Annotated in this window: 23 protein-coding genes and 3 pseudogenes; 15 read left to right on the top strand and 11 right to left on the bottom strand. The window is 72.8% G+C overall.

What is annotated here, in order from left to right; genetic code table 11:
- Positions 1-44: 44 nt before the first annotated feature.
- Positions 45-917: a 3-hydroxybutyryl-CoA dehydrogenase gene (locus ACGFYH_RS07225; RefSeq protein WP_393802127.1), complete on the bottom strand. Its 873-nt coding sequence runs from the start codon at positions 915-917 to the stop codon at positions 45-47.
- Between the two features lie 176 nt (positions 918-1,093).
- On the opposite strand from ACGFYH_RS07225, the gene ACGFYH_RS07220 reads away from it, so the two are divergent.
- Entirely contained in the window at positions 1,094-2,335 is a 1,242-nt protein-coding gene (locus tag ACGFYH_RS07220; RefSeq protein WP_393802126.1) for a glycoside hydrolase family 10 protein, read from the top strand.
- Between the two features lie 31 nt (positions 2,336-2,366).
- Here the strand turns inward: ACGFYH_RS07220 and ACGFYH_RS07215 are convergent, their stop codons facing one another.
- Both ACGFYH_RS07215 and ACGFYH_RS07210 read right to left on the bottom strand, forming a co-directional pair.
- Positions 2,367-2,561: a DUF1918 domain-containing protein gene (locus ACGFYH_RS07215; RefSeq protein WP_393802125.1), complete on the bottom strand. Its 195-nt coding sequence runs from the start codon at positions 2,559-2,561 to the stop codon at positions 2,367-2,369.
- A gap of 31 nt (positions 2,562-2,592) precedes the next feature.
- The gene (locus ACGFYH_RS07210) at positions 2,593-3,561 is read right to left on the bottom strand and encodes a DMT family transporter (protein WP_393802124.1); all 969 of its coding nucleotides are present in this window, start codon (positions 3,559-3,561) and stop codon (positions 2,593-2,595) included.
- Here ACGFYH_RS07210 and ACGFYH_RS07205 point away from each other — a divergent pair.
- The 3 genes and pseudogenes from ACGFYH_RS07205 to ACGFYH_RS07195 all read left to right on the top strand — a co-directional run bounded on the left by ACGFYH_RS07205 (position 3,560) and on the right by ACGFYH_RS07195 (position 6,292).
- Positions 3,560-4,999, top strand: coding sequence for a PLP-dependent aminotransferase family protein (locus ACGFYH_RS07205; RefSeq protein WP_393802123.1), 1,440 nt, complete (start codon positions 3,560-3,562; stop codon positions 4,997-4,999). The genes ACGFYH_RS07210 and ACGFYH_RS07205 overlap by 2 nt on opposite strands.
- 163 nt (positions 5,000-5,162) lie before the next feature.
- Positions 5,163-5,598 (top strand): annotated as a pseudogene (locus tag ACGFYH_RS07200) (GNAT family N-acetyltransferase).
- A gap of 73 nt (positions 5,599-5,671) precedes the next feature.
- On the top strand, positions 5,672-6,292 hold the full coding sequence (locus ACGFYH_RS07195; protein ID WP_393802122.1) for a histidine phosphatase family protein: 621 nt from the start codon (positions 5,672-5,674) through the stop codon (positions 6,290-6,292).
- On the opposite strand, the gene ACGFYH_RS07190 is transcribed toward ACGFYH_RS07195, so the two are convergent.
- Positions 6,255-6,707: a DUF6314 family protein gene (locus ACGFYH_RS07190; RefSeq protein WP_393802121.1), complete on the bottom strand. Its 453-nt coding sequence runs from the start codon at positions 6,705-6,707 to the stop codon at positions 6,255-6,257. The two genes, ACGFYH_RS07195 and ACGFYH_RS07190, sit on opposite strands and share 38 nt — an antisense overlap.
- A 142-nt stretch (positions 6,708-6,849) precedes the next feature.
- Between ACGFYH_RS07190 and ACGFYH_RS07185 the strand changes: the two genes are divergently transcribed.
- Complete coding sequence (locus tag ACGFYH_RS07185; RefSeq protein ID WP_393802120.1) at positions 6,850-9,324, top strand: alpha-L-arabinofuranosidase C-terminal domain-containing protein; 2,475 nt, start codon at positions 6,850-6,852, stop codon at positions 9,322-9,324.
- Positions 9,325-9,389: 65 nt separating this feature from the next.
- A complete protein-coding gene (locus ACGFYH_RS07180; RefSeq protein ID WP_393802119.1) occupies positions 9,390-9,917 on the top strand; it encodes an ATP-binding protein in 528 nt (175 codons plus the stop codon).
- Between the two features lie 66 nt (positions 9,918-9,983).
- Here the strand turns inward: ACGFYH_RS07180 and ACGFYH_RS07175 are convergent.
- A pseudogene (locus tag ACGFYH_RS07175) lies at positions 9,984-10,220 on the bottom strand (TetR/AcrR family transcriptional regulator C-terminal domain-containing protein); the annotation flags it as partial.
- A gap of 90 nt (positions 10,221-10,310) precedes the next feature.
- On the opposite strand from ACGFYH_RS07175, the gene argC reads away from it, so the two are divergent.
- Genes argC through ACGFYH_RS07150 form a run of 5 tightly spaced genes read left to right on the top strand, consistent with a single transcriptional unit; the run spans position 10,311 to position 15,177 of the window.
- A complete protein-coding gene (gene argC / locus ACGFYH_RS07170; RefSeq protein WP_393802118.1) occupies positions 10,311-11,351 on the top strand; it encodes an N-acetyl-gamma-glutamyl-phosphate reductase in 1,041 nt (346 codons plus the stop codon).
- The gene (gene argJ / locus ACGFYH_RS07165) at positions 11,348-12,499 is read left to right on the top strand and encodes a bifunctional glutamate N-acetyltransferase/amino-acid acetyltransferase ArgJ (protein WP_393802117.1); all 1,152 of its coding nucleotides are present in this window, start codon (positions 11,348-11,350) and stop codon (positions 12,497-12,499) included. The genes argC and argJ overlap by 4 nt, the downstream gene beginning before the upstream one ends.
- A complete protein-coding gene (argB, locus tag ACGFYH_RS07160; RefSeq protein ID WP_393802116.1) occupies positions 12,496-13,404 on the top strand; it encodes an acetylglutamate kinase in 909 nt (302 codons plus the stop codon). The genes argJ and argB overlap by 4 nt, the downstream gene beginning before the upstream one ends.
- A 17-nt stretch (positions 13,405-13,421) precedes the next feature.
- The gene (locus ACGFYH_RS07155; RefSeq protein ID WP_393802305.1) at positions 13,422-14,630 is read left to right on the top strand and encodes an acetylornithine transaminase; all 1,209 of its coding nucleotides are present in this window, start codon (positions 13,422-13,424) and stop codon (positions 14,628-14,630) included.
- 7 nt (positions 14,631-14,637) lie between these two features.
- A complete protein-coding gene (locus ACGFYH_RS07150) occupies positions 14,638-15,177 on the top strand; it encodes an arginine repressor (protein WP_007447727.1) in 540 nt (179 codons plus the stop codon).
- Between the two features lie 150 nt (positions 15,178-15,327).
- Here ACGFYH_RS07150 and ACGFYH_RS07145 read toward each other — a convergent pair whose 3' ends face one another.
- The 5 genes and pseudogenes from ACGFYH_RS07145 to ACGFYH_RS07125 all read right to left on the bottom strand — a co-directional run bounded on the left by ACGFYH_RS07145 (position 15,328) and on the right by ACGFYH_RS07125 (position 19,373).
- Complete coding sequence (locus tag ACGFYH_RS07145; RefSeq protein WP_393802304.1) at positions 15,328-16,065, bottom strand: FAD:protein FMN transferase; 738 nt, start codon at positions 16,063-16,065, stop codon at positions 15,328-15,330.
- Positions 16,066-16,129: 64 nt separating this feature from the next.
- Positions 16,130-16,567: pseudogene (locus ACGFYH_RS07140) on the bottom strand (FMN-binding protein); the annotation flags it as partial.
- A 27-nt stretch (positions 16,568-16,594) separates the two neighbouring features.
- Complete coding sequence (locus tag ACGFYH_RS07135; RefSeq protein ID WP_393802115.1) at positions 16,595-17,977, bottom strand: ferric reductase-like transmembrane domain-containing protein; 1,383 nt, start codon at positions 17,975-17,977, stop codon at positions 16,595-16,597.
- 88 nt (positions 17,978-18,065) lie between these two features.
- A complete protein-coding gene (locus ACGFYH_RS07130; RefSeq protein ID WP_393802114.1) occupies positions 18,066-18,782 on the bottom strand; it encodes a L,D-transpeptidase in 717 nt (238 codons plus the stop codon).
- A gap of 3 nt (positions 18,783-18,785) precedes the next feature.
- Positions 18,786-19,373 (bottom strand): pyridoxamine 5'-phosphate oxidase family protein, encoded by a 588-nt coding sequence (locus tag ACGFYH_RS07125; RefSeq protein WP_393802113.1) that lies wholly within the window; start codon positions 19,371-19,373, stop codon positions 18,786-18,788.
- 288 nt (positions 19,374-19,661) lie between these two features.
- Between ACGFYH_RS07125 and argH the strand changes: the two genes are divergently transcribed.
- The 4 genes from argH to ACGFYH_RS07105 all read left to right on the top strand — a co-directional run bounded on the left by argH (position 19,662) and on the right by ACGFYH_RS07105 (position 24,344).
- Positions 19,662-21,095 carry an argininosuccinate lyase gene (argH, locus tag ACGFYH_RS07120; RefSeq protein WP_393802112.1) on the top strand — a complete coding sequence of 478 codons (1,434 nt, stop codon included), beginning with the start codon at positions 19,662-19,664 and terminating at the stop codon, positions 21,093-21,095.
- Between the two features lie 106 nt (positions 21,096-21,201).
- Entirely contained in the window at positions 21,202-22,173 is a 972-nt protein-coding gene (locus ACGFYH_RS07115; protein WP_393802111.1) for an aldo/keto reductase, read from the top strand.
- A 90-nt stretch (positions 22,174-22,263) separates the two neighbouring features.
- The gene (locus tag ACGFYH_RS07110; RefSeq protein WP_393802110.1) at positions 22,264-22,815 is read left to right on the top strand and encodes a TetR/AcrR family transcriptional regulator; all 552 of its coding nucleotides are present in this window, start codon (positions 22,264-22,266) and stop codon (positions 22,813-22,815) included.
- Positions 22,812-24,344: an MFS transporter gene (locus ACGFYH_RS07105; RefSeq protein ID WP_393802109.1), complete on the top strand. Its 1,533-nt coding sequence runs from the start codon at positions 22,812-22,814 to the stop codon at positions 24,342-24,344. Before ACGFYH_RS07110 ends, ACGFYH_RS07105 begins: the two co-directional genes overlap by 4 nt.
- A 95-nt stretch (positions 24,345-24,439) precedes the next feature.
- Here ACGFYH_RS07105 and ACGFYH_RS07100 read toward each other — a convergent pair whose 3' ends face one another.
- Complete coding sequence (locus ACGFYH_RS07100) at positions 24,440-25,111, bottom strand: lysophospholipid acyltransferase family protein (protein ID WP_393802108.1); 672 nt, start codon at positions 25,109-25,111, stop codon at positions 24,440-24,442.
- Positions 25,112-25,207: the final 96 nt, after the last annotated feature.

Here is a 25,207-nt window from a genome sequence, read left to right as displayed (position 1 = left end):
CCCGGGTGGCGGCCCCGCCGGCGGGGGAGTGGCGACGGCGCGGGTCAGCCGTAGGAGTAGAAGCCCGAGCTGCTCTTGCGGCCGAGGCGGCCCGCGTCGACCATGCGCTGGAGCAGCGGGGGAGCGGCGTACAGCGGTTCCTTGTACTCCTCGTACATCGAGTACGCCACCGAGGCGACCGTGTCCAGGCCGATCAGGTCGGCCAGCTTCAGCGGGCCCATCGGGTGGGCGCAGCCCATCTCCATGCCGTTGTCGATGTCCTCGCGGCTGGCGATGCCCGACTCGAACATCCGGATCGCGGAGAGCAGATAGGGGATCAGCAGCGCGTTGACCACGAAGCCGGAGCGGTCCTGGGCGCGGATCGCGTGCTTGCCCAGCACCTTCTCCGTGAACAACTGGGCGCGGCTGAGCGTGCCCTCGGAGGTGGTGAGCGCCGGGATCAGCTCGACGAGCTGCTGCACCGGGGCGGGGTTGAAGAAGTGGATGCCGATGACGTGGTCGGGCCGCGAGGTGGCGACCGCCAGCTTCACCAGCGGGATCGAGGAGGTGTTGGAGGCCAGGATCGCGTCCGGCCGGGTCACGACCTGGTCGAGCACCTGGAAGATCTCGGTCTTGACCTGCTCGTTCTCGACGACGGCCTCGATCACCAGGTCACGGTCGGCGAACTCGCCCAGGTCGGTGGTGAAGCTGAGGCGCGCCTGCGTCGCCTCCCGCTCCTCCTCGGTGATCTTGCCGCGCTCGGCTGCCTTGGCCAGCGAGTTGTACAGCCGGGTGCGGCCGATCTCCAGAGCCTCACCGGTGGTCTCGGCGACCATCACCCCCAGACCGGAGCGGGCGCACACCTCGGCGATGCCCGCCCCCATCTGACCGCAGCCCACCACGCCGACGCGTGCGATATCTCCCGAGATGCCGGTCACATCGTCCCTTTCGCTGACTCCACGGCTGGCAGCAGGCACGCCGGGATCCCCGGCGTCTGCTCCGATCGAGCACGTTACCCCCGAATGGTCACGGATCCGTCCCCCGGGTCGGGCATGCTGAGGCCCCGTACACGATCCGTGACCCTGCGGATCCACAGCGTTCAGGAGGTCTTCCCATGGGCGGTGTCTCGCGCCGTGCCTTCACGGTGGCGGCGTTGTCGGCGTTCACGATGGCGCCCCGGGCGTCCGCGGCCCCGGGCCCCGCGAAGCCGTCCCCCTCGCACAGTGCCGCCGCCGCGATGCGGGGGATGTGGCTGGCCACCGTGGCCAACCGCGACTGGCCCAGCCGCGCGGGCCTGCGCGCCGCCGAGCAGCGCGCCGAGCTGATCGAGCACCTCGACAACGCGGTCCGGCACCGCCTCAACACGGTGTTCTTCCAGGTGCGCCCGACGGCCGACGCGCTGTGGCCGTCGGCGTACGAGCCGTGGTCGCAGTACCTGTCAGGCAGCCAGGGCCGGGACCCGGGCTGGGACCCGCTGGGCACGGCCGTGCAGGAGGCCCACGCCCGCGGCCTGCAACTGCACGCCTGGTTCAACCCGTACCGCGTCGCCACCCACGACAACCCGGCCCACCTGGTGCCCTCCCACCCGGCCCGGAAGAACCCGGGCTGGGTGGTGCCGTACGGCGGGAAGCTCTACTACGATCCCGGGCTGCCCGAGGTCCGGGCCTTCGTCCAGGACGCGATGATGGACGCGGTGGCGAAGTACGCCGTGGACGGCGTCCACTTCGACGACTACTTCTACCCCTATCCGGTCGCGGGCCAGAGCTTCGACGACGCCGGGACCTTCCGCACGTTCGGCACCGGCTTCGGCACGAAGGCCGCCTGGCGGCGGGACAACATCGACCGGCTGGTGCGCGAGACCGCGGAGCGTGTCAAGAAGGTCCGGCCGGCCGCCCGCTTCGGCGTCAGCCCGTTCGGTGTGTGGCGCAACGCGGCCACCGACGAGCGCGGCTCGGACACCCGGGCGGGCGTGCAGACGTACGACGACCTGTACGCGGACACCCGCACGTGGGTGCGCGAGGGCTGGCTCGACTACGTGGTGCCCCAGCTGTACTGGAACATCGGCCTGGACGGCGCCGACTACGCGAAGCTGCTGCCCTGGTGGGCCGAGGTGGCCAGGGGCAGCCGCACCCAGCTGTACGTGGGGGAGGCGCTGTACAAGTCCGGGGACCCGGCGCAGCCCGCGGCCTGGCAGGACCCGGACGAACTGTCCCGCCACCTTTCACTGGCCGCGCGTCACCCCGAGGTCCGCGGACACGTCTTCTTCTCCGCGAAGGACGTCGCCGACGACCGCGGTGGCGCGATGGCGCGGCTGGCCGCCGACCACTACGGGCAGCCGGCCGCCGTCCCGCGCTGAACCGCCCTCTCGCCCGGCCGCAGCCACCGGGTCAGAGCTGGATCTCCCTGTGCCGGATCTCCGAGTCGGGGCCGGGTGAGCACACGGCTTCGTGCCCGTCCTGGAACCGGACCCGGTACGGGGGAGTCCCCTTCTCGCCCATGACTTCGACGATCTCCGCCACCTTGTCGTGCTCGCCGACCACCCGGCCGTGCTGGACCAACTGGTCGCCCTTGGTTGCGTGCATCCGTGAGGCCTCCTCACCCGTGTGGCGCCGGTCAGCCCTGCCCCCGGGCCCGCTGGGTGACCGCGATGCACACCAGTACCGCCGCGGCCGTCAGCGGAGCGGCCACCGTCAGGTGCTCGCCCAGGAGAAGTACCGACCACACCAGTGTGAGCAGCGGCTGCGCCAGCTGCAACTGGCTGGCCCTGGGGATGCCGATGGCCGCCATGCCCCGGTACCAGACGACCAGGCCGAGGAACTGCGAACCCACCGCCACCCACAGCAGCCCCGTCACGCTGTGCGCCGTCAGACGCGCCGGCTCGGACGAGAGGGCCACCGCCGCCATCGGCACCGTCAGCGGCAGACACAGCACCAGCGCCCAGCCGATGACCTGCCAGCCGGGCATCACCCGGGCCAGGCGGCCGCCCTCCGTGTAGCCGGCCGCGCACACCAGCAAAGCCGCGAAGAGATAGGCGTCGGCCGAAGTCAGCGCGCCGCCGCTCTGCTGCACCGTGAACGCGATCACGGCCGCCGCACCCGCCAGGGCCGCGATCCAGAAGGTGCGCGAGGGCCGGGTGCCGATACGCAGCGCGGACAGCAGCGCGGTGGTCAGCGGGAGCAGGCCGACCACCACGGCGGCGTGCGCTGTGGTCGACGTCCGCAGGGCGAGCGTGGTCAGCAGGGGGAAGCCCAGCACCACCCCGGCGCCGACCACCGCGAGGCCCGCCCAGTGCCGCCGCTCGGGCGGTGCCACGCTCCCCCACGCCCGGCTTCGCTCGCGCGGGGCGACCCCCAGTACCAGCAGGCAGGACCCGGCGACCACGGCGGCGAGGACACTGCGCACGGCGATCAGGGACCAGGGGCCGAAGCCCTCCAGACCCCAGGCGGTGGCGGGGAAGGTGAGGGAGAAGGCGACGACACCGAGGGCGGCCTGAACGGTGCCGAAGGACCTGCCGCCGGTGTCCGGGACCGTCGCGCCGACTGCTTTCCCGGTCGGCGCGGTAGCGCTACTCTGTGCTCTCATGCAGGAGCGTAGCAGTGTCGCTGACCTGGTGGCCGTGTTGCGGCGGGAGCTCGACCGCTACTCACCCGGAGGAAAGCTCCCGTCCAGCAGAGTTCTCGTCGACCGGTTCCGCGTGAGCCCGGTGACGGTCTCCCGCGCCCTGGCCCACCTGGCCGCCGAGGGGCTGGTGGTCACCCGGCCCGGTGCCGGCGCCTTCCGCGCCCGGCCGCGCCCCTCGGCCGCACCGACCGGGGACACCTCGTGGCAGGAGGTCGCCCTCAGCGCCGACGGCGCCGCCGACCTCGTACCGCGCTCGGTCGACGCCTCCGGGGTGCTGGTCTCGCTGGCCGCCCCGCCGCCCGGGGTCGTGGAGTTCAACGGCGGCTATCTGCACCCGTCGTTGCAGCCGGAGCGGGCGATGGCGGCGGCCCTGGCCCGGGCCGGGCGGCGGCCCGGTGCCTGGGGCCGGCCGCCGGTGGAGGGACTGCCGGATCTGCGGGAGTGGTTCGCGCGCGGCATCGGCGGCGCCATCACGGCGGCGGAGGTGCTGATCACCGCGGGCGGTCAGTCCGCGCTGACCACCGCCCTGCGCGCGCTCGCCCCGCCCGGCACCGCCGTCCTCGTCGAGTCCCCCACCTATCCCGGCATGCTGGCCATCGCGCGGGCGGCCGGCCTGCGCCCGGTACCGGTCCCCGTGGACGCCGACGGGGTGCGGCCGGCACTGCTCGCCGACGCCTTCCGCGCGACCGGCGCCCGCGTCTTCGTCTGCCAGCCACTGTTCCAGAACCCGACCGGTGCCGTGCTCGCCCCCGAACGGCGCGGCGAGGTACTGCGCATCGCCCGCGCGGCCGGTGCCTTCGTCGTCGAGGACGACTTCGTACGGCGGCTCGTGCACGAGGACGCGGGTCCGCTGCCCGCTCCGCTCGCCGCCGACGACCCGGACGGCGTCGTCGTCCACGTCTGCTCGCTGACCAAGGCGACCTCTCCCAGCTTCCGGGTGAGTGCGCTGGCCGCGCGCGGGCCGGTGCTCGAACGCCTGCGGGCCATTCAGGTCGTCGACACCTTCTTCGTGCCCCGGCCGCTCCAGGAGGCGGCCCTCGAACTCGTCGGCTCGCCCGCCTGGCCGCGTCATCTGCGGGCGGTCTCGGCAGAGTTGAGGGCCCGCCGGGACGCGATGACGTCCGCGCTGCGGCTGCACCTGCCCGAGGTGTCGCTGCCCCGCATCCCGTCCGGCGGCTACCACCTGTGGCCGCGCCTGCCCGAGGGTGCCGACGAGAGCGCCCTGACCGCGGCCGCACTGCGCGCGGGCGTCGCGATCACCCCCGGCCGGCCGTACTTCAGTGCCGAACCCCCGGCCGCCCACTTCCGGCTGAGCTTCGCGGCGGTCGCGAACGCCGGGGAGATCGCGGAAGGGGTACGGCGCCTGCGCACCGCCTGCCTGGAGGTGTGCGGCGGCTGAGGGGCGGCACGTCCGGTCGGCGCGCTCCAACCGCCCCGCGAACACCCCGGGCACGACCGGCACGCCGGGACGCCCCGAGGGCTGCGGCACGCCGGGACTCCCCGAGGGCTGCGGCACGCGGGGACTTCCCGAGCGCTACGGCACGCCGGGACTCCCCGAGGGCCTGCGCGGTCTCCACAGATCCGCACCGCGTCGACGCCGGACGCGTCCGCCCCCGCGCCCACCGACGCGTCCGCCCCTGGCCGTCCACCGACGCGTGACGGGCCCCGGGGCCACGCCGCGGGAAGCGGGGCCGGGCGATCGAGGGCTCGCTCGGCTTCACGGTGTACGACGTGGCGCGGGGGGAGCAGGTGGCGTAGGCCCGGGTGACGACCGACCCGGCCACCCCCGCCCGGCTGTGCGACGGGCACGTCGCCCCCGGCGCGTGCAAAGGGCCTCGGCACGGCGCTGGTCGCGGCGGTGCGCGGGCACCTGCGGCCCCCTGCGGACCGCGCCGCGTCCTGCCGGCCACCCACGACGCGCACGGGGTCTACGGGAAGCCCGGGCTCACCGCGCTCGACCGGCCGGACCGGTGGACGGCGTACACATTCGGCCGGTGAGCCGTGGCGCACCCTGGGTAGCCCACAGGTAACACCCCTTGACCTGGACACCTTCGAGCTCCACCATCACCGCATGGCGCTTCGGGTCACGTTCCTCGCGGCTGCGCGCAGTTCACCGCTGCTCGCGGAGCGCTTCGACGACGACCGGCCGCTTGACCAGGCCGGATGGGACGAGGCGCTGCGCGCCGCGGGCGTTCTCCTGCCGCTCGCGGCGGCCGAGCTGCGCTACTGCTCACCCACGCCCCGCAGCCGCGCCACCGGGGACGCCCTCGGCTGCGCGCCGCTAATCCAACTCGCCCTGCGGGAGTGCGACATGGGCCGGTGGCGCGGTCTGACGCTCGGCGAGGCCATGGCCCGGGAGCCGGCGGCCGTGGACGCCTGGCTCGCCGATCCGTGGTCGGCCCCGCACGGCGGGGAGCCGCTGCTGGGTTTCATCACCCGGGTCGGCGGCTGGCTCGACACCCGTCCCGGTGAGGACGGGGACCGCATCGTCGCCGTGGCCGAGCCCTCCGTGATCCGGGCCGCGCTGGTCTACGCGCTGAAGGCACCGCCCGCGACGTACTGGAACCTGGACGTCCGCCCGCTGTCCACGACCACGCTGACGGGCCGCGCGGGCCGCTGGAGCCTACGCTTCGAAGGGGCTCCGGGCCAGGGCGCTACGCCTCCGGGGTCTCGCGACGGTAATCCGTGGTGAGCAGCAGGTCCTTGGCCGGCCCGCCCACCCGCCACACGGTCCGCCAGCGGCCCGGTCCCCGGACGGTGAACTCGCCGCGATACAGGTCGGCGGCGCAGGGATGGTCCGCGACATGGCGCCCGGAGGTCAGGTCCAGACCATGGAAGGGGCGGCCGTCCGCGAAGCGCACGTCCGCGCGGCCCGGCACGCTCCCCGGTTCGTAGCGCAGCGTCCGCTCGGCGGGGCGGGTCACGCCCTGCCAGGTGAAGGCGCCCGACTCCCGGCCGAGCAGCCCGCCGCCGTCGAGCGCGTCGAACGCCGTGCTCCCCTCGAAGTGGCCCTCCAGGCCGTTCGCCAGATCCCGCACCGACCGCTCGGTGCGCCACCGTCCCGCGAGATACACCAGCACGTCGGGCACCGGCCACAACTCGCCCATTTCCACTCGCTTTCCCGCTCCGGCCCACTGGTTGCCGCGCGACCCATTGACGCGCCAGGACCCCCTCCCTATCTTGCCGTTCGAAGTGCTGACCAACGTCCGATATCCCGAACGACTACCTGGTGAGAGCCGCGGAGTATCCATGTCACGCACCCGCTGGAGACTCGGTCTCAGCGTCACCGCCCTCCTGACGGCCTCGGCCCTGCTGCCGTCCCCGGCACACGCGGAGGCCGCCGCCGACTACACGATCACCGTCGACCCGTCCGCCCGGGGCGCCGCGATCGACGACACGATGTACGGAGTCTTCTACGAGGACATCAACCGGGCCGCCGACGGCGGTCTGTACGCCGAACTCGTGCAGAACCGGTCCTTCGAGTACTCCACCGCCGACAACGCCTCGTACACACCGCTCACCTCCTGGACGGCCGACGGCGCCGCCCGGGTGGTGAACGACGGCGGGCGGCTCAACGAGCGCAACCGCAACTACCTCTCCCTGGCCGCCGGCGCCACCGTCACCAACGCCGGTTACCACCCCGGCATCCGCGTCGAGAAGGGCGAGAGGTACGACTTCTCGGTGTGGGCCCGCGCCGGGAGCGGCAGCACGCTCAGCGTCACCCTCAAGGACGCCGCGGGCACGCTCGCGAAGGTGCGCGAGGTGGCCGCGAAGGGGGAGTGGCGCAAGTACGCCGCCACCTTCACCGCGACCCGCACCAGCGACCGGGGACGCCTCGCCGTCGCCACCACCGCACCCGCCGCCCTCGACATGGTGTCCCTGTTCCCCCGCGACACCTACCGGCATCAGCCGAACGGTCTGCGCAAGGACCTCGCGGAGAAGATCGAGGCCCTGCACCCGGGCTTCCTCCGCTTCCCCGGCGGCTGTTTGGTCAACACCGGGTCCATGGCGGACTACAGCGCGGACTCCGACTGGCAGCGCAACCGTTCCTACCAGTGGAAGGACACCGTCGGCCCGGTCGAGGAGCGCGCCACCAACGCCAACTTCTGGGGCTACAACCAGAGCTACGGCCTCGGCTACTACGAGTACTTCCGCTTCGCCGAGGACATCGGCGCCATGCCGCTGCCCGTCGTCCCCGCCCTGGTCACCGGCTGCGGCCAGAACAGGGCCGTCGACGACGACGCGCTGCTGCGGCGGCACATCGAGGACACCCTGGACCTCATCGAGTTCGCCAACGGCCCCCGCACCAGCGAGTGGGGCGGGAAGCGCGCCGAGATGGGCCACCCGAGGCCCTTCCACCTCACCCACCTCGAGGTCGGCAACGAGGAGAACCTCCCGCGCGAGTTCTTCGCGCGCTTCGAGCAGTTCCGCGCCGCCATCGAGGCGGAGTACCCGGACATCACCGTCGTCTCCAACTCCGGTCCCGACGACTCCGGAGCCATCTTCGACACCGCCTGGCAGCTCAACCGCGAGGCCGGCGTCGAGATGGTCGACGAGCACTACTACAACAACCCGCAGTGGTTCCTGCAGAACAACGACCGCTACGACACCTACGACAGGAACGGCCCCGAGGTCTTCCTCGGCGAGTACGCCTCCCAGGGCAACGCCTGGAGGAACGCGCTGTCCGAGGCCGCGTTCATGACCGGCCTGGAACGCAACGCGGACGTCGTCAAGCTCGCCTCCTACGCTCCGCTGCTCGCCAACGAGAACTACGTGCAGTGGAGCCCGGACCTGATCTGGTTCAACAACCACGCGTCCTGGGGCTCGGCCAACTACGAGGTCCAGAAGCTGTTCATGAACAACACCGGCGACCGCGTCGTGCCCTCGAAGGCGACCGGCACCCCCGCCGTCAGCGGCCCCGTCACCGGCGCCGTCGGACTGTCGACCTGGGCGACCAGCGCCGCGTACGACGACGTGAAGGTGACCTCCGCCGGCGGCGAGACGCTCCTGTCCGACGACTTCTCCGGTGACGCCTCGCGGTGGACCCACTCGGGCGCCGGCAGCTGGACCGTCCAGGACGGCCAGTACGTCCAGACGGACGCGGCGGCCGAGAACACCCTGGTCACGGCGGGTGATCCGGCCTGGCACGACTACGACCTGCACGTGAGGGCCACGAAGAAGTCGGGCAAGGAGGGCTTCCTCGTGGCCTTCGGCGTCAAGGACACCGGCACCTACTACTGGTGGAACCTGGGCGGCTGGAACAACACCCGGTCCGCCGTGGAGCAGGCCTCCGAAGGCGGCAAGTCGACGCTCCTGTCGAAGGCCGGGTCGATCGAGACGGGCCGGGCCTACGACATCGACATCAAGGTCCGGGGCCGCCAGGTCACCCTCTACCTCGACGGCGAGGAGTGGGGCAGCTTCACCGACGACAAGCCGGCCGAGCCGTTCCGCCAGATCGTCACCCGCGACGACCGCACCGGCGAGCTGATCGTCAAGGTCGTCAACGCCCAGGACACGGCGGCCCGCACCGCCGTCGACCTCGGCGACGCCAGGGTCGCGCCCCGGGCCCGTGTCACCACGCTGGCCGCCGGCCAGGACGCGGTCAACACCGAGACGGACAGCCCGGTCACCCCGGTGACGTCGACCTTCACGGGGGCGGCGAGCGAGTTCACGTACACCTTCCCGGCGAACTCGGTGACGTTCCTGCGGATCAGGCAGCGGTAGCCCGCGGCCGGGCCGGCGACGACACCACCGCGCCGTCGCCGGCCCGGGCGCTAACGTCGGGACGCGTGATCGTATGGCTCAACGGCACCCACGGCGCGGGCAAGTCGACGGCCGGCGCGCTCGTGCAGCGGCTGATCCCGGATTCCCGGGTGTCCGACGCCGAGAAGGTCGGCGAGGCACTCATGGACATCAGACCGGGGCTGCCCGGGACGGACAACTTCCAGCACTGGCCGCCGTGGCGGCCGCTCGTCGTCGAGGCCGCCCGCCGCGTACTGGACTACACGGGCGGCACCCTGGTGATGCCTATGACGGTCCTGGTGGAGGAGTACTGGCGCGAGATCGGCACGGGCCTCGCCGAGCACGGCATTCCCCTACGGCACTTCGTCCTCCACGCCGACCAGGACACCCTCCGCCGGCGCATCGCGGAGGACACCGTGGTGGGACCGGACTCCCCGTTCCGTCTCCGACACCTCGAGCCCTACGCCGAGGCGACCCGCACCTGGCTGCACGCCGAGGCCGAGGTCGTCGACACCACGCAGCTCACGCCCGCCCAGACCGCGCTGCGGATCGCGGAGGCCGTCAAGAGCTCGTGACACGGCGTGGCAGGGGGGCCCGAGAGGCGAGGGCGTGCCGCGGGCGCCGCCCGGACGAACCGGGCGTCACACCGGCGGCCGGGCGAGTTTGGCGGCCACGGCGTCGAGGACCCACTCCAGGCCGGTCGTGAAGGAGGTCTCGGTGTCCACGTCCGTGCCGTCGTACACGGCCCTGGCCAGCGCCGGGAAGCGGCCCGTGGCCAGCATCGCCGTCACGTGCGGACCGGAGGCGCGCTGCCAGTCGTGCTTGGACAGGCCCGTGGCACGCTCGGCGCGCAGATTCGTGATCTCACGCCTGATCGCGCAGGAGCAGCCGAGGGCGTTCCGCCTCCACTGGATTGCATAAACGTGCAGAGAAACGTATAGTCATGCCATCCAGGAGGAGGGTTTTCCATGGCGGTACGTGCGGCGGTGGCCGGAGCGAGTGGGTATGCGGGCGGTGAGCTGCTGCGTCTGCTCCTGACCCACCCCGAGGTCGAGATCGGCGCCCTGACCGGCGACTCCAACGCGGGGCAGCGGCTGGGCGCGCTCCAGCCGCACCTGCTGCCGCTGGCCGACCGGGTCCTGGAGCCGACCACGGCGGACGTTCTCGCGGGGCGGGGCCGACGGCACGACGTGGTCTTCCTCGCGCTGCCGCACGGGCATTCCGCGGCCGTCGCCGAGCAGCTCGGACCGGACGTGCTGGTCGTGGACATGGGCGCGGACTTCCGGCTCGCGGACGCGGCCGACTGGGAGACGTTCTACGGCTCCCCGCACGCCGGCACCTGGCCCTACGGCCTCCCCGAACTTCCGGGGGCCCGCGCCGCGCTGGAGGGGTCCAAGCGCATCGCGGTGCCCGGTTGCTACCCCACCGCCGTGTCCCTGGCCCTCTTCCCGGCCTACGCCGCGGGCCTCGCCGAGCCCGAGGCCGTGATCGTCGCCGCCTCCGGCACCTCCGGCGCCGGCAAGGCGGCCAAGCCCCATCTGCTGGGCAGCGAGGTCATGGGCTCCATGGCGCCGTACGGCGTCGGCGGCGGCCACCGGCACACCCCCGAGATGATCCAGAACCTCGGCGCGGTCGCCGGTGAGCCGGTCACCGTCTCCTTCACACCGACCCTCGCGCCGATGCCCCGCGGCATCCTCGCCACCTGCACCGCCAAGGCCCGCCCCGGGGTCACCGCCGAGTCGCTCCGCGCCGCCTACGAGAAGGCACTGGCCGACGAACCGTTCGTGCACCTGCTGCCCGAGGGCCAGTGGCCCGCGACCGCCTCCGTGTACGGCTCGAACGCCGTCCAGGTCCAGGTCGCGTACGACGCCGCCGCGGGCCGCGTCATCGCCATCAGCGCCATCGACAACCTGGCCAAGGGCACCGCGGGCGGTGCCGTCCAGAGCATGAACATCGCCCTGGGTCTCGACGAGACCACCGGACTGACGACGATCGGAGTTGCGCCGTGAGTGTGACGGCAGCGAAGGGATTCACGGCGGCCGGAATCGCGGCCGGAATCAAGGAGAGCGGCAACCCCGACCTGGCCCTCGTGGTCAACACCGGCCCCCGCCGCACCGCCGCGGGCGTCTTCACCTCCAACCGGGTCAAGGCCGCGCCGGTCCTGTGGACCGAGCAGGTGCTCAAGAGCGGTGAGCTGTCGGCGGTCGTCCTCAACTCCGGCGGGGCCAACGCCTGCACCGGACCCAAGGGCTTCCAGGACACGCACGCCACCGCCGAGAAGGCGGCCGAGGCGCTGGGGACGGGCGCGGGAGAGGTCGCCGTCTGCTCGACGGGGCTGATCGGCGTCCTGCTGCCCATGGACAAGCTGCTCCCGGGCGTGGAGGCGGCCGCCGGGCAGCTCTCCGAGCACGGCGGCGAGAAGGCCGCCATCGCCATCAAGACCACCGACACCGTGCACAAGACGTCCGTGGTGACCGAGGACGGCTGGACCGTCGGCGGCATGGCCAAGGGCGCCGGGATGCTCGCCCCCGGCCTCGCCACCATGCTCGTCGTCCTCACCACCGACGCCGACCTCGGCGGCGATGTGCTCGACCGGGCCCTGCGCGCCGCCACCCGCGTCACCTTCGACCGGGTCGACTCCGACGGCTGCATGTCCACCAACGACACCGTGCTGCTGCTCGCCTCCGGCGCCTCGGGCGTCACCCCGGGGTACGCGGCCTTCGCCGAGGCCGTACGCGCCGTCTGCGAGGACCTCGGGCAGCAGCTCATCCGGGACGCCGAGGGCGCCAGCAAGGACATCAAGGTCGAGGTCGTGAACGCCGCGACCGAGGACGACGCCGTCCAGGTGGGCCGCACGATCGCCCGCAACAACCTGCTCAAGTGCGCCATCCACGGCGAGGACCCCAACTGGGGCCGCGTGCTGTCCGCGATCGGCACCACCTCCGCCGCCTTCGAGCCCGACCGGCTGAACGTCGCCATCAACGGCGTCCGGGTCTGCAAGAACGGCGGCGTCGGCGAGGACCGCGAGCTGGTCGACATGCGTTACCGCGAGGTGCACATCGTCGCCGACCTCGCCGCAGGCGACGCCACCGCCACGATCTGGACCAACGACCTCACCGCCGACTACGTCCACGAGAACAGCGCGTACTCGTCATGAGCAGCGGACCCACGCGGAAGCACACCGCGCTCCCCAAGGCCCAGATCCTCATCGAGGCGCTGCCCTGGCTGACCCGGCACCACGGCAAGACGGTCGTCATCAAGTTCGGCGGCAACGCCATGGTGGACGAGGACCTGAAGGCCGCCTTCGCCCAGGACGTCGTCTTCCTGCGCCACGCCGGACTCAAGCCCGTCGTCGTGCACGGCGGCGGCCCGCAGATCAGCGCCGCGCTCGACAAGCACGGCATCGTCAGCGAGTTCAAGGCCGGCCTGCGCGTCACCACCGAGGACGCCATGGACGTCGTACGGATGGTGCTGGCCGGGCAGGTCCAGCGCGAGCTGGTCGGGCTGCTCAACCAGCACGGACCGCTCGCCGTCGGCCTCACCGGCGAGGACGCGCACACCATCACCGCCACCAGGCACCAGCCCGAGATCGACGGCGAGTTCGTCGACATCGGGCGGGTCGGCGAGATCACCGAGATCGACACCGGCGCCATCGAGGCGCTGCTCGCCGACGGCCGCATCCCGGTCGTCTCCTCGATCGCCCGTTCCCAGGACGACGGACATGTCTACAACGTCAATGCTGATACGGCGGCTGCGGCACTCGCTGCGGCGCTCGGCGCCGAGACTCTCATGGTCCTCACCGACGTCGAGGGCCTCTACGAGGACTGGCCGAACTCCGACGAGGTGATCAGCCGCCTCACCGCGACCCAGCTCGAGAAGCTGCTGCCCGACCTGTCGTCCGGCATGGTGCCGAAGATGGAGGGCTGCCTGCACGCCGTACGGGGCGGCGTCACCACCGCCCGCGTCATCGACGGCCGGGTCCAGCACTCGATCCTGCTGGAGATCTTCACCGACGAGGGGATCGGCACGATGGTCGTGCCGGACGGACAGGGGGAGCCGTGAACAACACCGGGGGAGCCGTGAGCAACGCGGAGCTGACCGAGCGGTGGCAGGGCACGCTCATGAACAACTACGGCACGCCCCGCCTGCCCCTGGTGCGCGGCGAGGGCGCCCGGCTCTGGGACGCCGACGGCAAGGAGTACCTCGACTTCGTCGGCGGCATCGCGGTCAACGCGCTCGGCCACGCCCATCCGGCGGTGGTGGAGGCGGTGAGCCGGCAGATCGCCTCCCTCGGCCACGTCTCCAACCTCTTCATCGCCGAGCCGCCCGTCGCCCTCGCCGAACGGCTGCTCCAGCACTTCGGCCGCGACGGCAAGGTCTACTTCTGCAACTCCGGGGCCGAGGCCAACGAGGGCGCCTTCAAGATCGGCCGGCTGACCGGGCGGCCGCACATGGTCGCCACCCACGGCGGCTTCCACGGCCGCACCATGGGCGCGCTGGCCCTCACCGGCCAGCCCGGCAAGCAGGAGCCCTTCCTGCCGCTGCCCGGCGACGTCACCCACGTGCCCTACGGCGACCCGCGGGCGCTGGCCGCCGCGGTCACCGAGGAGACGGCGTTGGTGATCATCGAGCCGGTCCAGGGCGAGAACGGCGTGGTCGTGCCGCCGCCCGGCTATCTGAAGGCGGCCAGGGCGATCACCGCCGCCACCGGTGCCCTGCTCGTCCTCGACGAGGTGCAGACCGGCGTCGGCCGGACCGGCCACTGGTTCGAGTACCAGGCCCACGAGGGCGTCCTGCCGGACGTCGTCACCCTTGCCAAGGGCCTCGGCGGCGGACTGCCCCTGGGCGCGACGGTCGCCTTCGGACGCGCCGCCGACCTCCTCCGGCCCGGCCAGCACGGCACGACCTTCGGCGGCAACCCGGTCGCCTGCGCGGCCGGACTCGCCGTCCTCGACACCATCGCGGACGAGGGACTGCTGGACAACGTCAAGCGGCAGAGCGAGAAGCTCCGCGGCGGGGTCGAGGCTCTCGGCCACCCGCTGATCGGCCACGTCCGGGGTGCGGGCCTGCTCCTGGGTATCGTGCTCACCGAGCCGCTCGCACCCCGGGTGCAGCAGGCGGCTCAGGACGCCGCAATCCTGGTGAACGCGCCCGCGCCCGATGTCGTACGGCTGATGCCCGCGCTGAACCTCGGCGACGACGTGGTGGAGGCGTTCCTCGGGGTGCTGCCCGGCATCCTTGACCAGGCCGCCGACGCGGCCCACGGGGACGGACGATCCGGAGAATGAGACGACGATGAGCCACGCGCAGGAGCACGAGCAGACGGCCGGGCCCGCCCTGCCGCAGACCCGCACCGCACGCCACCGCCGGATCGTGGACATCCTCAACCGGCAGGCGGTGCGCTCGCAGAGCCAGCTGGCGAAGCTGCTCGCCGACGACGGCCTGACCGTTACCCAGGCGACGCTCTCCCGCGACCTGGACGAGCTGAACGCGGTGAAGATCCGCAACACCGACGGCGACCTCATCTACGCGGTGCCCAGTGAGGGCGGTTTCCGCACCCCGAGGGCGCCGCTCGGTGAGTCGGCCAAGGAGGAGCGGATGCGGCGGCTCTCCGCAGAGCTGCTGATCTCCGCGGAGGCGTCCGCGAACCTCGTGGTCCTGCGCACCCCGCCGGGGGCGGCGCAGTTCCTCGCCTCGGCGATCGACCAGGCGGAGCTGCACGACATCCTGGGGACGATCGCGGGCGACGACACACTGATGCTGATCAGCCGGGAGCCGGCGGGCGGGCAGGCGTTGGCGGACCATCTGCTGCGGTTGGCCCAGAACGGGGGCTGACCGCCTCGGCGGCTTCTCACCTCCCGAGCCCGCGGGCCGTGGGCGGCCGGTCGCGCAGCCTCCCGCGCCACCGGGGGGTGCGGCCGGGCAGGCCGCAGCGGGCCCCCGCGAACGCGGCCGGCGGAGCGCCCGCACGTCAGCCGCGGCCGCTCACCCCAGCCACCCCGCCAAGCCCCCGGTGCACCGCACCTCGTCCCCCGCGGTGATCAGCAACGCCTCCACCCCGTCCAGCGCCTCCAGCCACCCCAGCCCCTCCCGCGCCCCCATCGCGAACGCCGCAGTCGCCCAGCAGTCCGCCCAGGTCAGCCGAGGCGCCACCACCGTCACGGACAGCAGGTCGGTCACCGCGGAGCGCCCGGTGCGCGGATCGACGACATGCGCACCCCGTTCCGCGCTGCCGGAGGTCGCGACGGCCAGTTCCGCCGCCCCCGCCGCCGAGACGACCGCCGCCAGCCCGCCCGGACGCAGCGGATCCGACACACCGACCCGCCACGGCCGCGCCGCACCCGGCGTCCCGAGCAACTGCACGTCCCCGCCCCCGTTGACGCTGACGCCGCTCGCACCCGCCGCCGCGATCCGCCGCGCGGCGCGCTCCACGGCCCAGCCCTTGACGATCCCGGTCGGATCGAGCTGCCCCCGGTACCGCGTGCTGAACCAGCCGCCGCTCACCCGCTCCGCCTCGGCCGCCAGCTCCAGCACCTCGGCGACCTCGGGCACGCACCCGGCGACGGTCAGCTGCCCGCACGCCAGCCGGGAGATCTGGCTGCCGTCCCGGTAGGTGCTGAACACCTCGTCGACCCGGCGCAGTCCGGCGACCGCCTCGTCCAGCGCCGCCCGTACGGCCGCGGGTTCCCCGCCGCGGACGTCGAAGGAGAAGACGGTCCCCATGGTCTCCTCCACGTGACGCACCGCGGCGGGAGTCTGCGCGGGCTCGGCCACGGCGTCAGCCACCGGCCCGGTCCAGAGCCGACTGGAGGGACTTCACGTACCCGGCGCTGGTGTAGGTGGCGCCGGAGACCGCGTCGATGTCGGCGGTGCCTGCGGCGACGGCGGCCCGGTTGAGCTTGGGGACCGCGTCGGCGGTGACCCGGTCGCTCTGCCCGCCCCTGGGCGCCTGCACGGCCTCGGCCCTGGTGATCCTGCCGCCGCTCACGGTGAGCCGGACCTGCACGGGACCGTACTGGGTACTGGCCGCGTCACCCGTCACCGTGCCGGCCCCCGCGCCCCGGCCGCCCTGCGGCGACTGCGCGGCCACGGGCGGAGCCGCGCCGCCCGCCGCCGAGGCGGAGCCCGGGTCGGACGCCGGTTTCAGCGACAGCAGCAGCACGATCCCGGACACGGTGGCGGCCCCGGCGAGCACGGCACGCCGAACGGGGTGGCTTTTCCTCATCTGTCCTGGACTCCCGATGTCCGTCGCTCACATCTCGAACGACTCGTGGTGGATGCGGCGAGCGGGGACCCCCGCGCCGCGCAGTGCCTCGTACACCGACTGGGCGAACCCGGGCGGCCCGCACAGGAAGACGTCGTGGCGCTCGACGTCCGGGATCTTCCGGGCCAGGGTCTCCGCGGAGATGTCCGGGCGCTCCCCGTCCGGGCTGTTGACCGCGTACATCAGCCGGGCCCCGCGCTCGTCGGCGATACCGGCCAGCTCGTCCCACAGCGCCAGGTCGTGGGTGCTGTTGGCCCGGTAGAGCAGCGTGATGTCGCCGGACGCGCCCGGCAGCGTCTCGAACAGTGCCCGCATCGGCGTGATCCCCACCCCGCCCGCCACCAGCAGCACCTTGCCGCGGCTGCGGCGCTGGGCGGTCAGGGCGCCGTACGGGCCCTCCGCCCACACCCGGGTGCCGGGCGTCAGCTCGCGCAGCCGGGCGCTGTGGTCGCCGATCGCCTTCACGGTGATCCGCAGCATGTCCGGGCGCGCCGCCGCCGACAGCGAGTACGGGTGCGAGCTGAACCGCATCCCCGGCGCCAGGAACCGCCAGCGGAAGAACTGTCCGGCCTCCGCGCCCATCCGGTGCAGCCGGCGCCCGCCGATCAGCACCGACACGATGCCGGGCGTCTCCTCGATCACCGCCTCGACCCGCATCCGGTGCCGCAGGTTGAGACGGAGCGGGGTCAGGACCCGGTACCAGAGCACCAGCGCGGTCACGGACCCGTACAGGACGTACCAGACGGTCCTGGCGACCGGTTCGACGGCGAAGTCGTTGCCGGTGGTCAGCTGGTGCCAGAAGGTCAGGAAGACCGCCGCGTAGGTGAGCAGATGCACGTGGTACCAGGCGTCGTAGGGGATCCGGCGGCGCACCGGACCGACGGACAGCAGCCCGATGACGACCAGCAGACCGGTGCCGATGGCGGCCTTGCCCAGGTCCGGCAGCTGGTTCACCGAGTCGGCCGCCTGCGCGACGATGTCGCCGAGGCCCCGGCCGGCCTGCGCCGCGTAGCCCCACATGATCAGGAAGACGTGGGCGAGGACCAGGCAGAGGGTGTAGCGGCCGGTCATGGCGTGCCAGCGGGCGACCCGGTCGGATCCGACGCGCCGCTCCAGCGCCGGCACCCGGGCCATCTGGAGCACCACCAGCGCCATCAGGTATCCGGCGAGCAGACCGGTGATCCGGCCCGCGCCGAGGATCTTGCCGGTGTCGTCGGAGATGGCGGGCGTGTTGCGCCACCACAGCCACAACACGCCCGCCGCGCCCGCCCACACGGCGAGCAGCAGGGGGACGGCGGGGGAGCGGCGCGGACGGATGCGCCGCATCGTCTGACGGCGGGCGGCACGGCCGCCGGCGAGCGTGGTGGTCACGGTTCCTCCGTGGGGACTTGACCCTTGGCCCACAGATACGCGCCGTGCCCGCCGAGCGTTCAGCCCCTGGCGGTAATGCCGTCCGCGGTCAGTAGCGGGTGACCGCCGTCGCCCCGTCCGAGGTGCCGATCGCGAGGTGCGGTCGTTCCGCCGGCTCCGCCCACCGCAGGATCCGCCGCATCGCCTCCGCAGGCACCGACACACAGCCGGCCGTCGCCCCGCGCCCGTTGACGTGCAGGAAGATACCCGCGCCGCGTCCGCGCACCGGCCGGTCGTAGTTGAAGCCGACGACCAGGGCGTGCGCGTACTGCGCCCGGTAGGCGGCCAGGTGCTCGGCCTCGGTGGCCCGGCAGTCGGCGGGGCGCGGCTCGGTCCAGCGGTTGTAGGACCGGGAGGCGTTGTCCTGGCACCACCAGGAGTCCGGGCGCACCGGACGGTACCGGTACTCCGTGCCGTGCGGCGCCGCCGCGATGCCGAAGGCGTACGGCAGGTCGTACAGCCCGGTCGGCGTGGTGTTCGTGCCCTGGACGCGCGTCGCCCCGTCGGTGAGTCCGCCGGACCCGAAGCGGGCGGGTGCGGAACCGGCCCTCACCCACCGGCCGTCGCTCCCGCGCCCGCGGTCCCACCAGGTGACGGTGCCCGTCGTCGAGCCGGTGTCCGGTGCGACGGCGGTGATCAGCTGGGCCCCGCCGCCGGTGTCCGCCATCCGGGCCGGCAGCGGCCGGGGAGCGGGCCCGCCGGCGGGGGCGGCGCCGGGCAGGAGGAGCGAGGCGGACACGAGGACGGCGGCGGTACCGGAGCGCATGGCTCAGACGGTAGAGGGGGGCAGCGGCAACGGCAGCCCGGGGAGGCCGTCCATGCTCGTGGCGATGTGGTCCTTCTTGGCGAAGTACGCGCTGAGCGAGGCGTCGTCCTCCCGTGCGAACCGCTTGCCGTGCAGGTCCCGGTCGCTCTCGTAGGCCATGAGGGGGACGGCGTAGCCGCAGGTGTCGCGGATGAGTCCGGCGGTGACGACGATGATCGCCCGCAGTCCGTGCGCGGTGGTGTCGATGTCCGGGAAGTGGGTGAGCAACTCCGTGAAGCGGGGGTCGTCGCGGAAGACCGGCTCGCCGCGGCCGTGCACCCGGACGATGTTCGGCGGCCCCTGGAAGGCGCACCACATCAGGGTGATCCGCCCGTTCTCCCGCAGATGGGCGATGGTCTCCGCGTTGGAACCGGCGAAGTCGAGGTAGGCCACGGTGAGTTCGTCGAGCACGGCGAAGCAGCCCGTGAGGCCCTTGGGGGACAGGTTGACCGTGCCGTCGCCGGCCAGGGGAGCGGTGGCGGTGAAGAAGAGGGGCTGGGCCTCGATGAAGGTGCGGAGCCTGCCGTCTATGCGCTCATAAGTCTTTCCCATGTCTAACGATTATGGGTGCTGGTCGCGCCTCTGTCCGAGGAATGCGCGGCGGTCCCGCCATCCGGACGAAACCCGGAGCCGTGGCCGTCCCGGCCGGCGTTCCACGGGGCGGCCACGGCGCCTGCGCCCCACCGGAAGTACGGGAAGGCGGGGTCTCGTGTTCAGCCGCCTCCGGCCGACGGGCCAGATTGACGAATCATGCAGAACTCTGCATACTCATGCACACCGACCGTCGCGGGCAATCGTGCGGAGGCGGTGGCACATCAACGGCCCTGAGGAGCGACCCGAGTGAGCAGCAACAGCGGTGACGTCCGGCTGTGGGGCGGCCGTTTCGCCGACGGTCCCGCCGAGGCCCTGGCGAAACTGTCCGCGTCCGTCCACTTCGACTGGCGGCTCGCGCCCTACGACATCGCCGGATCGCGCGCCCACGCGCGCGTGCTGCACGCGGCGGGCCTGCTCACCGAGGACGAGCTGACCCGGATGACCGCCGGGCTCGACCGGCTGGAGTCGGACGTCGCCGACGGTTCCTTCACCGGCACCATCGCCGACGAGGACGTCCACACCGCCCTGGAGCGTGGGCTGCTGGAGCGGCTCGGCCCCGACCTCGGCGGCAAGCTGCGCGCCGGGCGCTCCCGCAACGACCAGGTGGCGACGCTCTTCCGCATGTATCTGCGCGACCACGCCCGGACCGTCGGCGCTCTGATCGCCGACCTCCAGGACGCGCTGATCGGCCTCGCCGAGGCCCACCCGGACGTGGCGATGCCCGGCCGCACCCACCTCCAGCACGCCCAGCCGGTGCTCTTCGCCCACCACGTCCTCGCCCATGTCCAGGCGCTGGGCCGGGACGCGGAACGGCTGCGCCAGTGGGACGAGCGCACGGCCGTCTCCCCGTACGGCTCGGGCGCTCTGGCGGGCAGCAGCCTCGGCCTGGACCCGGAGGCGGTCGCCCGCGACCTGGGCTTCGAGCACGGCAGCGCCGGCAACTCCATCGACGGGACCGCCTCCCGCGACTTCGTCGCCGAGTTCGCCTTCATCACCGCGATGATCGGTGTGAACGTCTCCCGGATCGCCGAGGAGATCATCATCTGGAACACGAAGGAGTTCTCCTTCGTGACCCTGCACGACGCCTTCTCCACGGGCTCGTCGATCATGCCGCAGAAGAAGAACCCCGACATCGCCGAGCTGGCCCGCGGCAAGTCCGGCCGCCTCATCGGCAACCTGACCGGCCTGATGGCCACCCTCAAGGCCCTCCCGCTCGCGTACAACCGCGATCTCCAGGAGGACAAGGAGCCGGTCTTCGACTCCATCGACCAGCTGGAGATCCTGCTCCCCGCCTTCACCGGCATGACGGCCACCCTCACCGTGCACCGCGAACGCATGGAGGAGCTGGCCCCGGCCGGGTTCTCGCTCGCCACGGACATCGCCGAGTGGCTCGTCAGGCAGGGCGTGCCGTTCCGTGTCGCGCACGAGGTGGCCGGCGAGTGCGTGAAGGTCGCCGAGGCCGACGGCAAGGAGCTCGACGAGCTGACCGACGAGCAGTTCGCGAAGATCTCCGCCCACCTCACCCCCGAGGTGCGCACCGTCCTCAACGTCCCCGGCGCCCTCGCCTCCCGCGACGGCCGCGGCGGTACGGCGCCCAGCGCGGTCGCCGTCCAGCTCGCCGAGGTGAAGGCGGACGTGGCGGCCCAGCACGCGTGGGCGACGGCGAAGAAGCAGGACTGACGCGGAGCTCCTGGCAGGGCCGGATCCGAGTCCCGGGGCGAGCCGGAGGACATCGCGGGTTACGTTGGTCGCAAGCCTCACCGGAGCCGACCGAACGGAGCCCGCGATGCCCTTCGCCCGACTGGCCACAGCAACGACCCCGACCTGCCACATCGGCCTCGGTCTCGCCGCCGTCGGGCGCCCCGGCTACATCAACCTCGGCCGGGACGCGGACCTGGGGGAGGACCGCAGCGTGGAGGCGCTGCGCACCCGCACCCACGACCTCCTCGACGCCGCCTACGCCCAGGGCGTCCGCTACTTCGACGCGGCCCGCTCCTACGGGCGCTCCGAGGAGTTCCTCGCCGACTGGCTCCGGGACCGCCCCGACGCCGACGACGTGGTCGTCGGCAGCAAGTGGGGCTACACCTACACCGCCGACTGGTCGACAGACGCCGAGCGGCACGAGGTCAAGGACCACGGCCCGGCGACGTACGAACGCCAGCGCGCCGAGACCGACGCCCTGCTCGGCGACCGGCTCGACCTGTACCAGATCCACTCGCTCACCCTGGACAGCCCGGCCCTCACCGACAAGGACCTGCACGCCAGGCTGGCGGAGGCCGCCGCGCAGGGCAGCAGCGTCGGCTTCTCCACCAGCGGCCCGGCCCAGGCCGACGCCATCCGCGCCGCACTCGCCGTGACCGTCGGCGGCGAGCCCCTCTTCCGTACCGTCCAGTCGACGTACAACGCCCTGGAGACCTCCGCCGGACCCGCGCTGGCCGAGGCGTACGAGGCAGGGCTCACTGTGATCGTCAAGGAGGGCATGGCCAACGGCCGTCTCGCGGCACCCCACGCGCCCGCCGCTCTGAAGGCGATCGCCGAGGAAACGGCCCTGGGCTGCGACGCGGTCGCCCTCGCTTTGGTCCTGCGGCAGCCCTGGGCCGGTGTCGTCCTGTCCGGCGCGGCCACCGTGAACCAGCTCGGTTCGAACCTGCACGCCGCCGCCGTCGACCTCGACGAGGACCAGGTGGCCCGCCTCGGCGCACTCGTCGAGGACCCGCACGCCTACTGGGAGCGCCGCGGGCGGCTGCCCTGGCACTGAGCACCGGAGTTCCCCGTGACCCACCACGAGAGGTGAGTCACGCATGCCCAGCGTGAGACAGCTATGTCTCATGTGGTCTATTGTTGTCTCATGGCTGTCGACCGTGACCTGGTACTGCGCACCGCCGCGGCCCTGCTGACCCGCAGAGCCACCGCGACCATGGACGAGGTCGCCAGGGCGGCCGGACTGAGCCGTGCCACGCTGCACCGGCACTTCGCCGGACGCGACGCCCTCGTCCGGGCCCTGGAGTCGCTCGGTATCGCCGAGTGCGAGGCAGCCCTCGACGCGGCCCGCCTCGACGACGGACCCGCGGCCGACGCGGTGCGCCGGCTCGTGCGCGAGATCGAGTCCGCCGCCGGTCTGCTCGCCTTCCTCTACACCGAGAACCAGCTGTTCGAGGGCGAGAAGCAGAACGAGGGCTGGGCCCGTATCGACGCCCGGCTGGCCGCGGTCTTCCGCCGAGGCCAGCAGAGCGGCGAGTTCCGCATCGACCTCACGCCCGCCTGGCTCACCGAGGCGCTCTACGGCCTGCTGGCCTCCGGCGCGTGGGCCGTGACCGAGGGGCGCGTGGCCCGCAACGACTTCACCCACATGATCGTCGAGCTGCTGCTCGGCGGCGCACTGAGGAGAGAGGAACCATGACCCGCACCCTGCGGCCGGCCCGGACGACCGAGGCGGTGAAGCGTCCCGGCCGCTGGCTGGCGCTGTCCGTCCTGGTGCTGGCCGTGCTGCTGGTGGCCGTCGACGCGACCGTCCTCGGTCTCGCGACCCCCTACATCAGCGAGGACCTCGCCCCCTCCGGCACCCAGCTGCTCTGGATCGGCGACGTCTACTCCTTCGTCATCGCCGGCCTGCTCGTCTCCATGGGCAGCCTCGGCGACCGCATCGGCCGCAAGCGGATCCTGCTCCTCGGCGCCACCGCGTTCGGCGCGATATCCGTCCTCAACGCCTACGCGCACACCCCCGAGCTGATGATCCTCGCCCGGGCGCTGCTCGGCGTCGCGGGCGCGACCCTGATGCCCGCCACCCTCGCCCTGATCCGCAACCTCTTCCACGACCCGCGCGAACGCAGCCTCGCCGTCGGCATCTGGGGCGCCACCGCCTCCGCGGGCACGGCGGTCGGCCCGATCGTCGGCGGATTCCTGCTGGAGCACTTCTGGTGGGGCTCGGTCTTCCTGATCAACCTGCCCGTGATGGCCGTCCTGGTCGTCGTCGGCGTCAAGCTCCTGCCGGAGTCCCGCAACCCGGACCCGGGCCCCTGGGACCTGCTCAGCGTCACCCTCTCCCTGGTCGGGATGGCCGGTGTCGTGTACGCCGTCAAGGAGGCGGCCACGCACGGGTTCGCGTGGGCCACGCTGGCCGCGGGCCTGCTGGGCGCCGCCGCGCTCCACGGCTTCGTCCGCCGTCAGCTGACCATGCCGACCCCGCTGCTCGACATGCGGCTGTTCCGCAGCCGGGGCTTCAGCGGAGCGGTCCTGGCCGACCTGCTCACCGTCCTGGGTCTGTCGGGGCTGGTGTTCTTCCTCTCCCAGTACCTGCAACTCGTGCAGGGCAGGCGGCCCTTCGAGGCGGGCCTGGCCGAACTGCCCGCCGCCGTCGGCGCGGTGGTGGCCGGCCTGATGGCCGGCCGAGCGGCCCGGCGTTTCTCGGTGCGTGCCGTGGTCTGCGGCGGACTCGCCGCCGTCGGGCTGGCGCTCGCCGCGCTGACCGTGATCGGCCGGCACACGGCCTATCCACTGCTCGGCACGGCCCTGCTGGTCGTCGGTGTCGGCGCCGGGCTCTCGTTCACCGTCACCGCCGACGTGATCCTCTCCAGCGTTCCCGAGAAACAGGCGGGCGCCGCCTCCGCGGTCTCCGAGACGGCGTACGAACTCGGCGCCGCCCTCGGCATCGCCGTGCTCGGCTCCATCGTCACCGGCGTCTACCGCGACTTCACCGGCCCCGCGGGCACCCCGCCCGCCGCACACGAGTCACTGGGCGGTGCGGTGGAGGCCGCCGCCGGGCTCCCGGCCCAGACCGGCGAGGCGCTGCTCGACTCCGCCCGCCAGGCCTTCGTCGACGGCCTGGCCCTCGCGGCGGGCGTCGGCGCCGCCGTACTGCTGGCCGCCGCCGCGGCATCCTGGTTCCTGCTCCGGGGCCGGCGTCTGGAGGACGGTGCCAAACACCCGTAGCCGCGCGAGCCCGCGTGGCCGCACGGGGCCGGAACGCGAACGGCGGGCCGCTCCCCGAGCGGCCCGCCTTACTGCGTGCGCGGATCCCCGCGGCCCTACGCCGCCTTCGCCTTGCTCGCGTACATGTCCACGTACTCCTGCCCGGACAGCCGCATGACCTCGGTCATCACGGAGTCGGTCACGGCGCGCAGGACGTAGCGGTCGCGGTCCATGCCCTCGTAGCGGGAGAACTCCATCGCCTCGCCGAAGCGGACCGTGACCTTGCCCGGCCGGGGCAGGCCGGTACCGCCCGGCTGGAGCTTGTCGGTGCCGATCATGGCGAACGGGACCACCGGGGCGCCGGTCATCAGGGTGAGCCGGGCGATGCCGGTGCGGCCCCGGTAGAGGCGGCCGTCGGGGGAGCGGGTGCCCTCCGGGTAGATGCCGAAGATCCGGCCCTCGTCCAGCACCCGGCGTCCGGTCATCAGCGCAGCCACACCGCCCCGGCCGCCGTCGCGGTCGACCGGGATCATGCCGACGCCGGTGAAGAACCAGGCCATCAGCCGGCCCTTGAAGCCCTTGCCGGTGACGTACTCGTCCTTGCCGATGAAGACGACCTGCCGGTCGCAGACCAGCGGCAGGATCATCGAGTCGATGAAGGTGAGGTGGTTGCCGGCCAGGATCACCGGGCCCTCGCCCGGGATGTTCTCCACACCCTCCACCCGAGTGCGGAACATCAGGCGCATGATCGGACCGAGCACTGCCTTGATGAACACGAAGCGGGACAACGGGTCCTCCGGTGTCGGGGATGCGGTATGAGTCTGTGCAGGTGAGGACATTACTCGCGGCCCGGGGGATCACGCACCTCGGGCCACCCGGGTCCT

This window comes from Streptomyces sp. NPDC048392 (assembly GCF_043200575.1).
Lineage (GTDB): Bacteria > Actinomycetota > Actinomycetes > Streptomycetales > Streptomycetaceae > Streptomyces.
The sequence above is the reverse complement of the archived record's forward strand: the minus strand, read 5'-3'. Positions and strand labels throughout refer to the sequence as shown.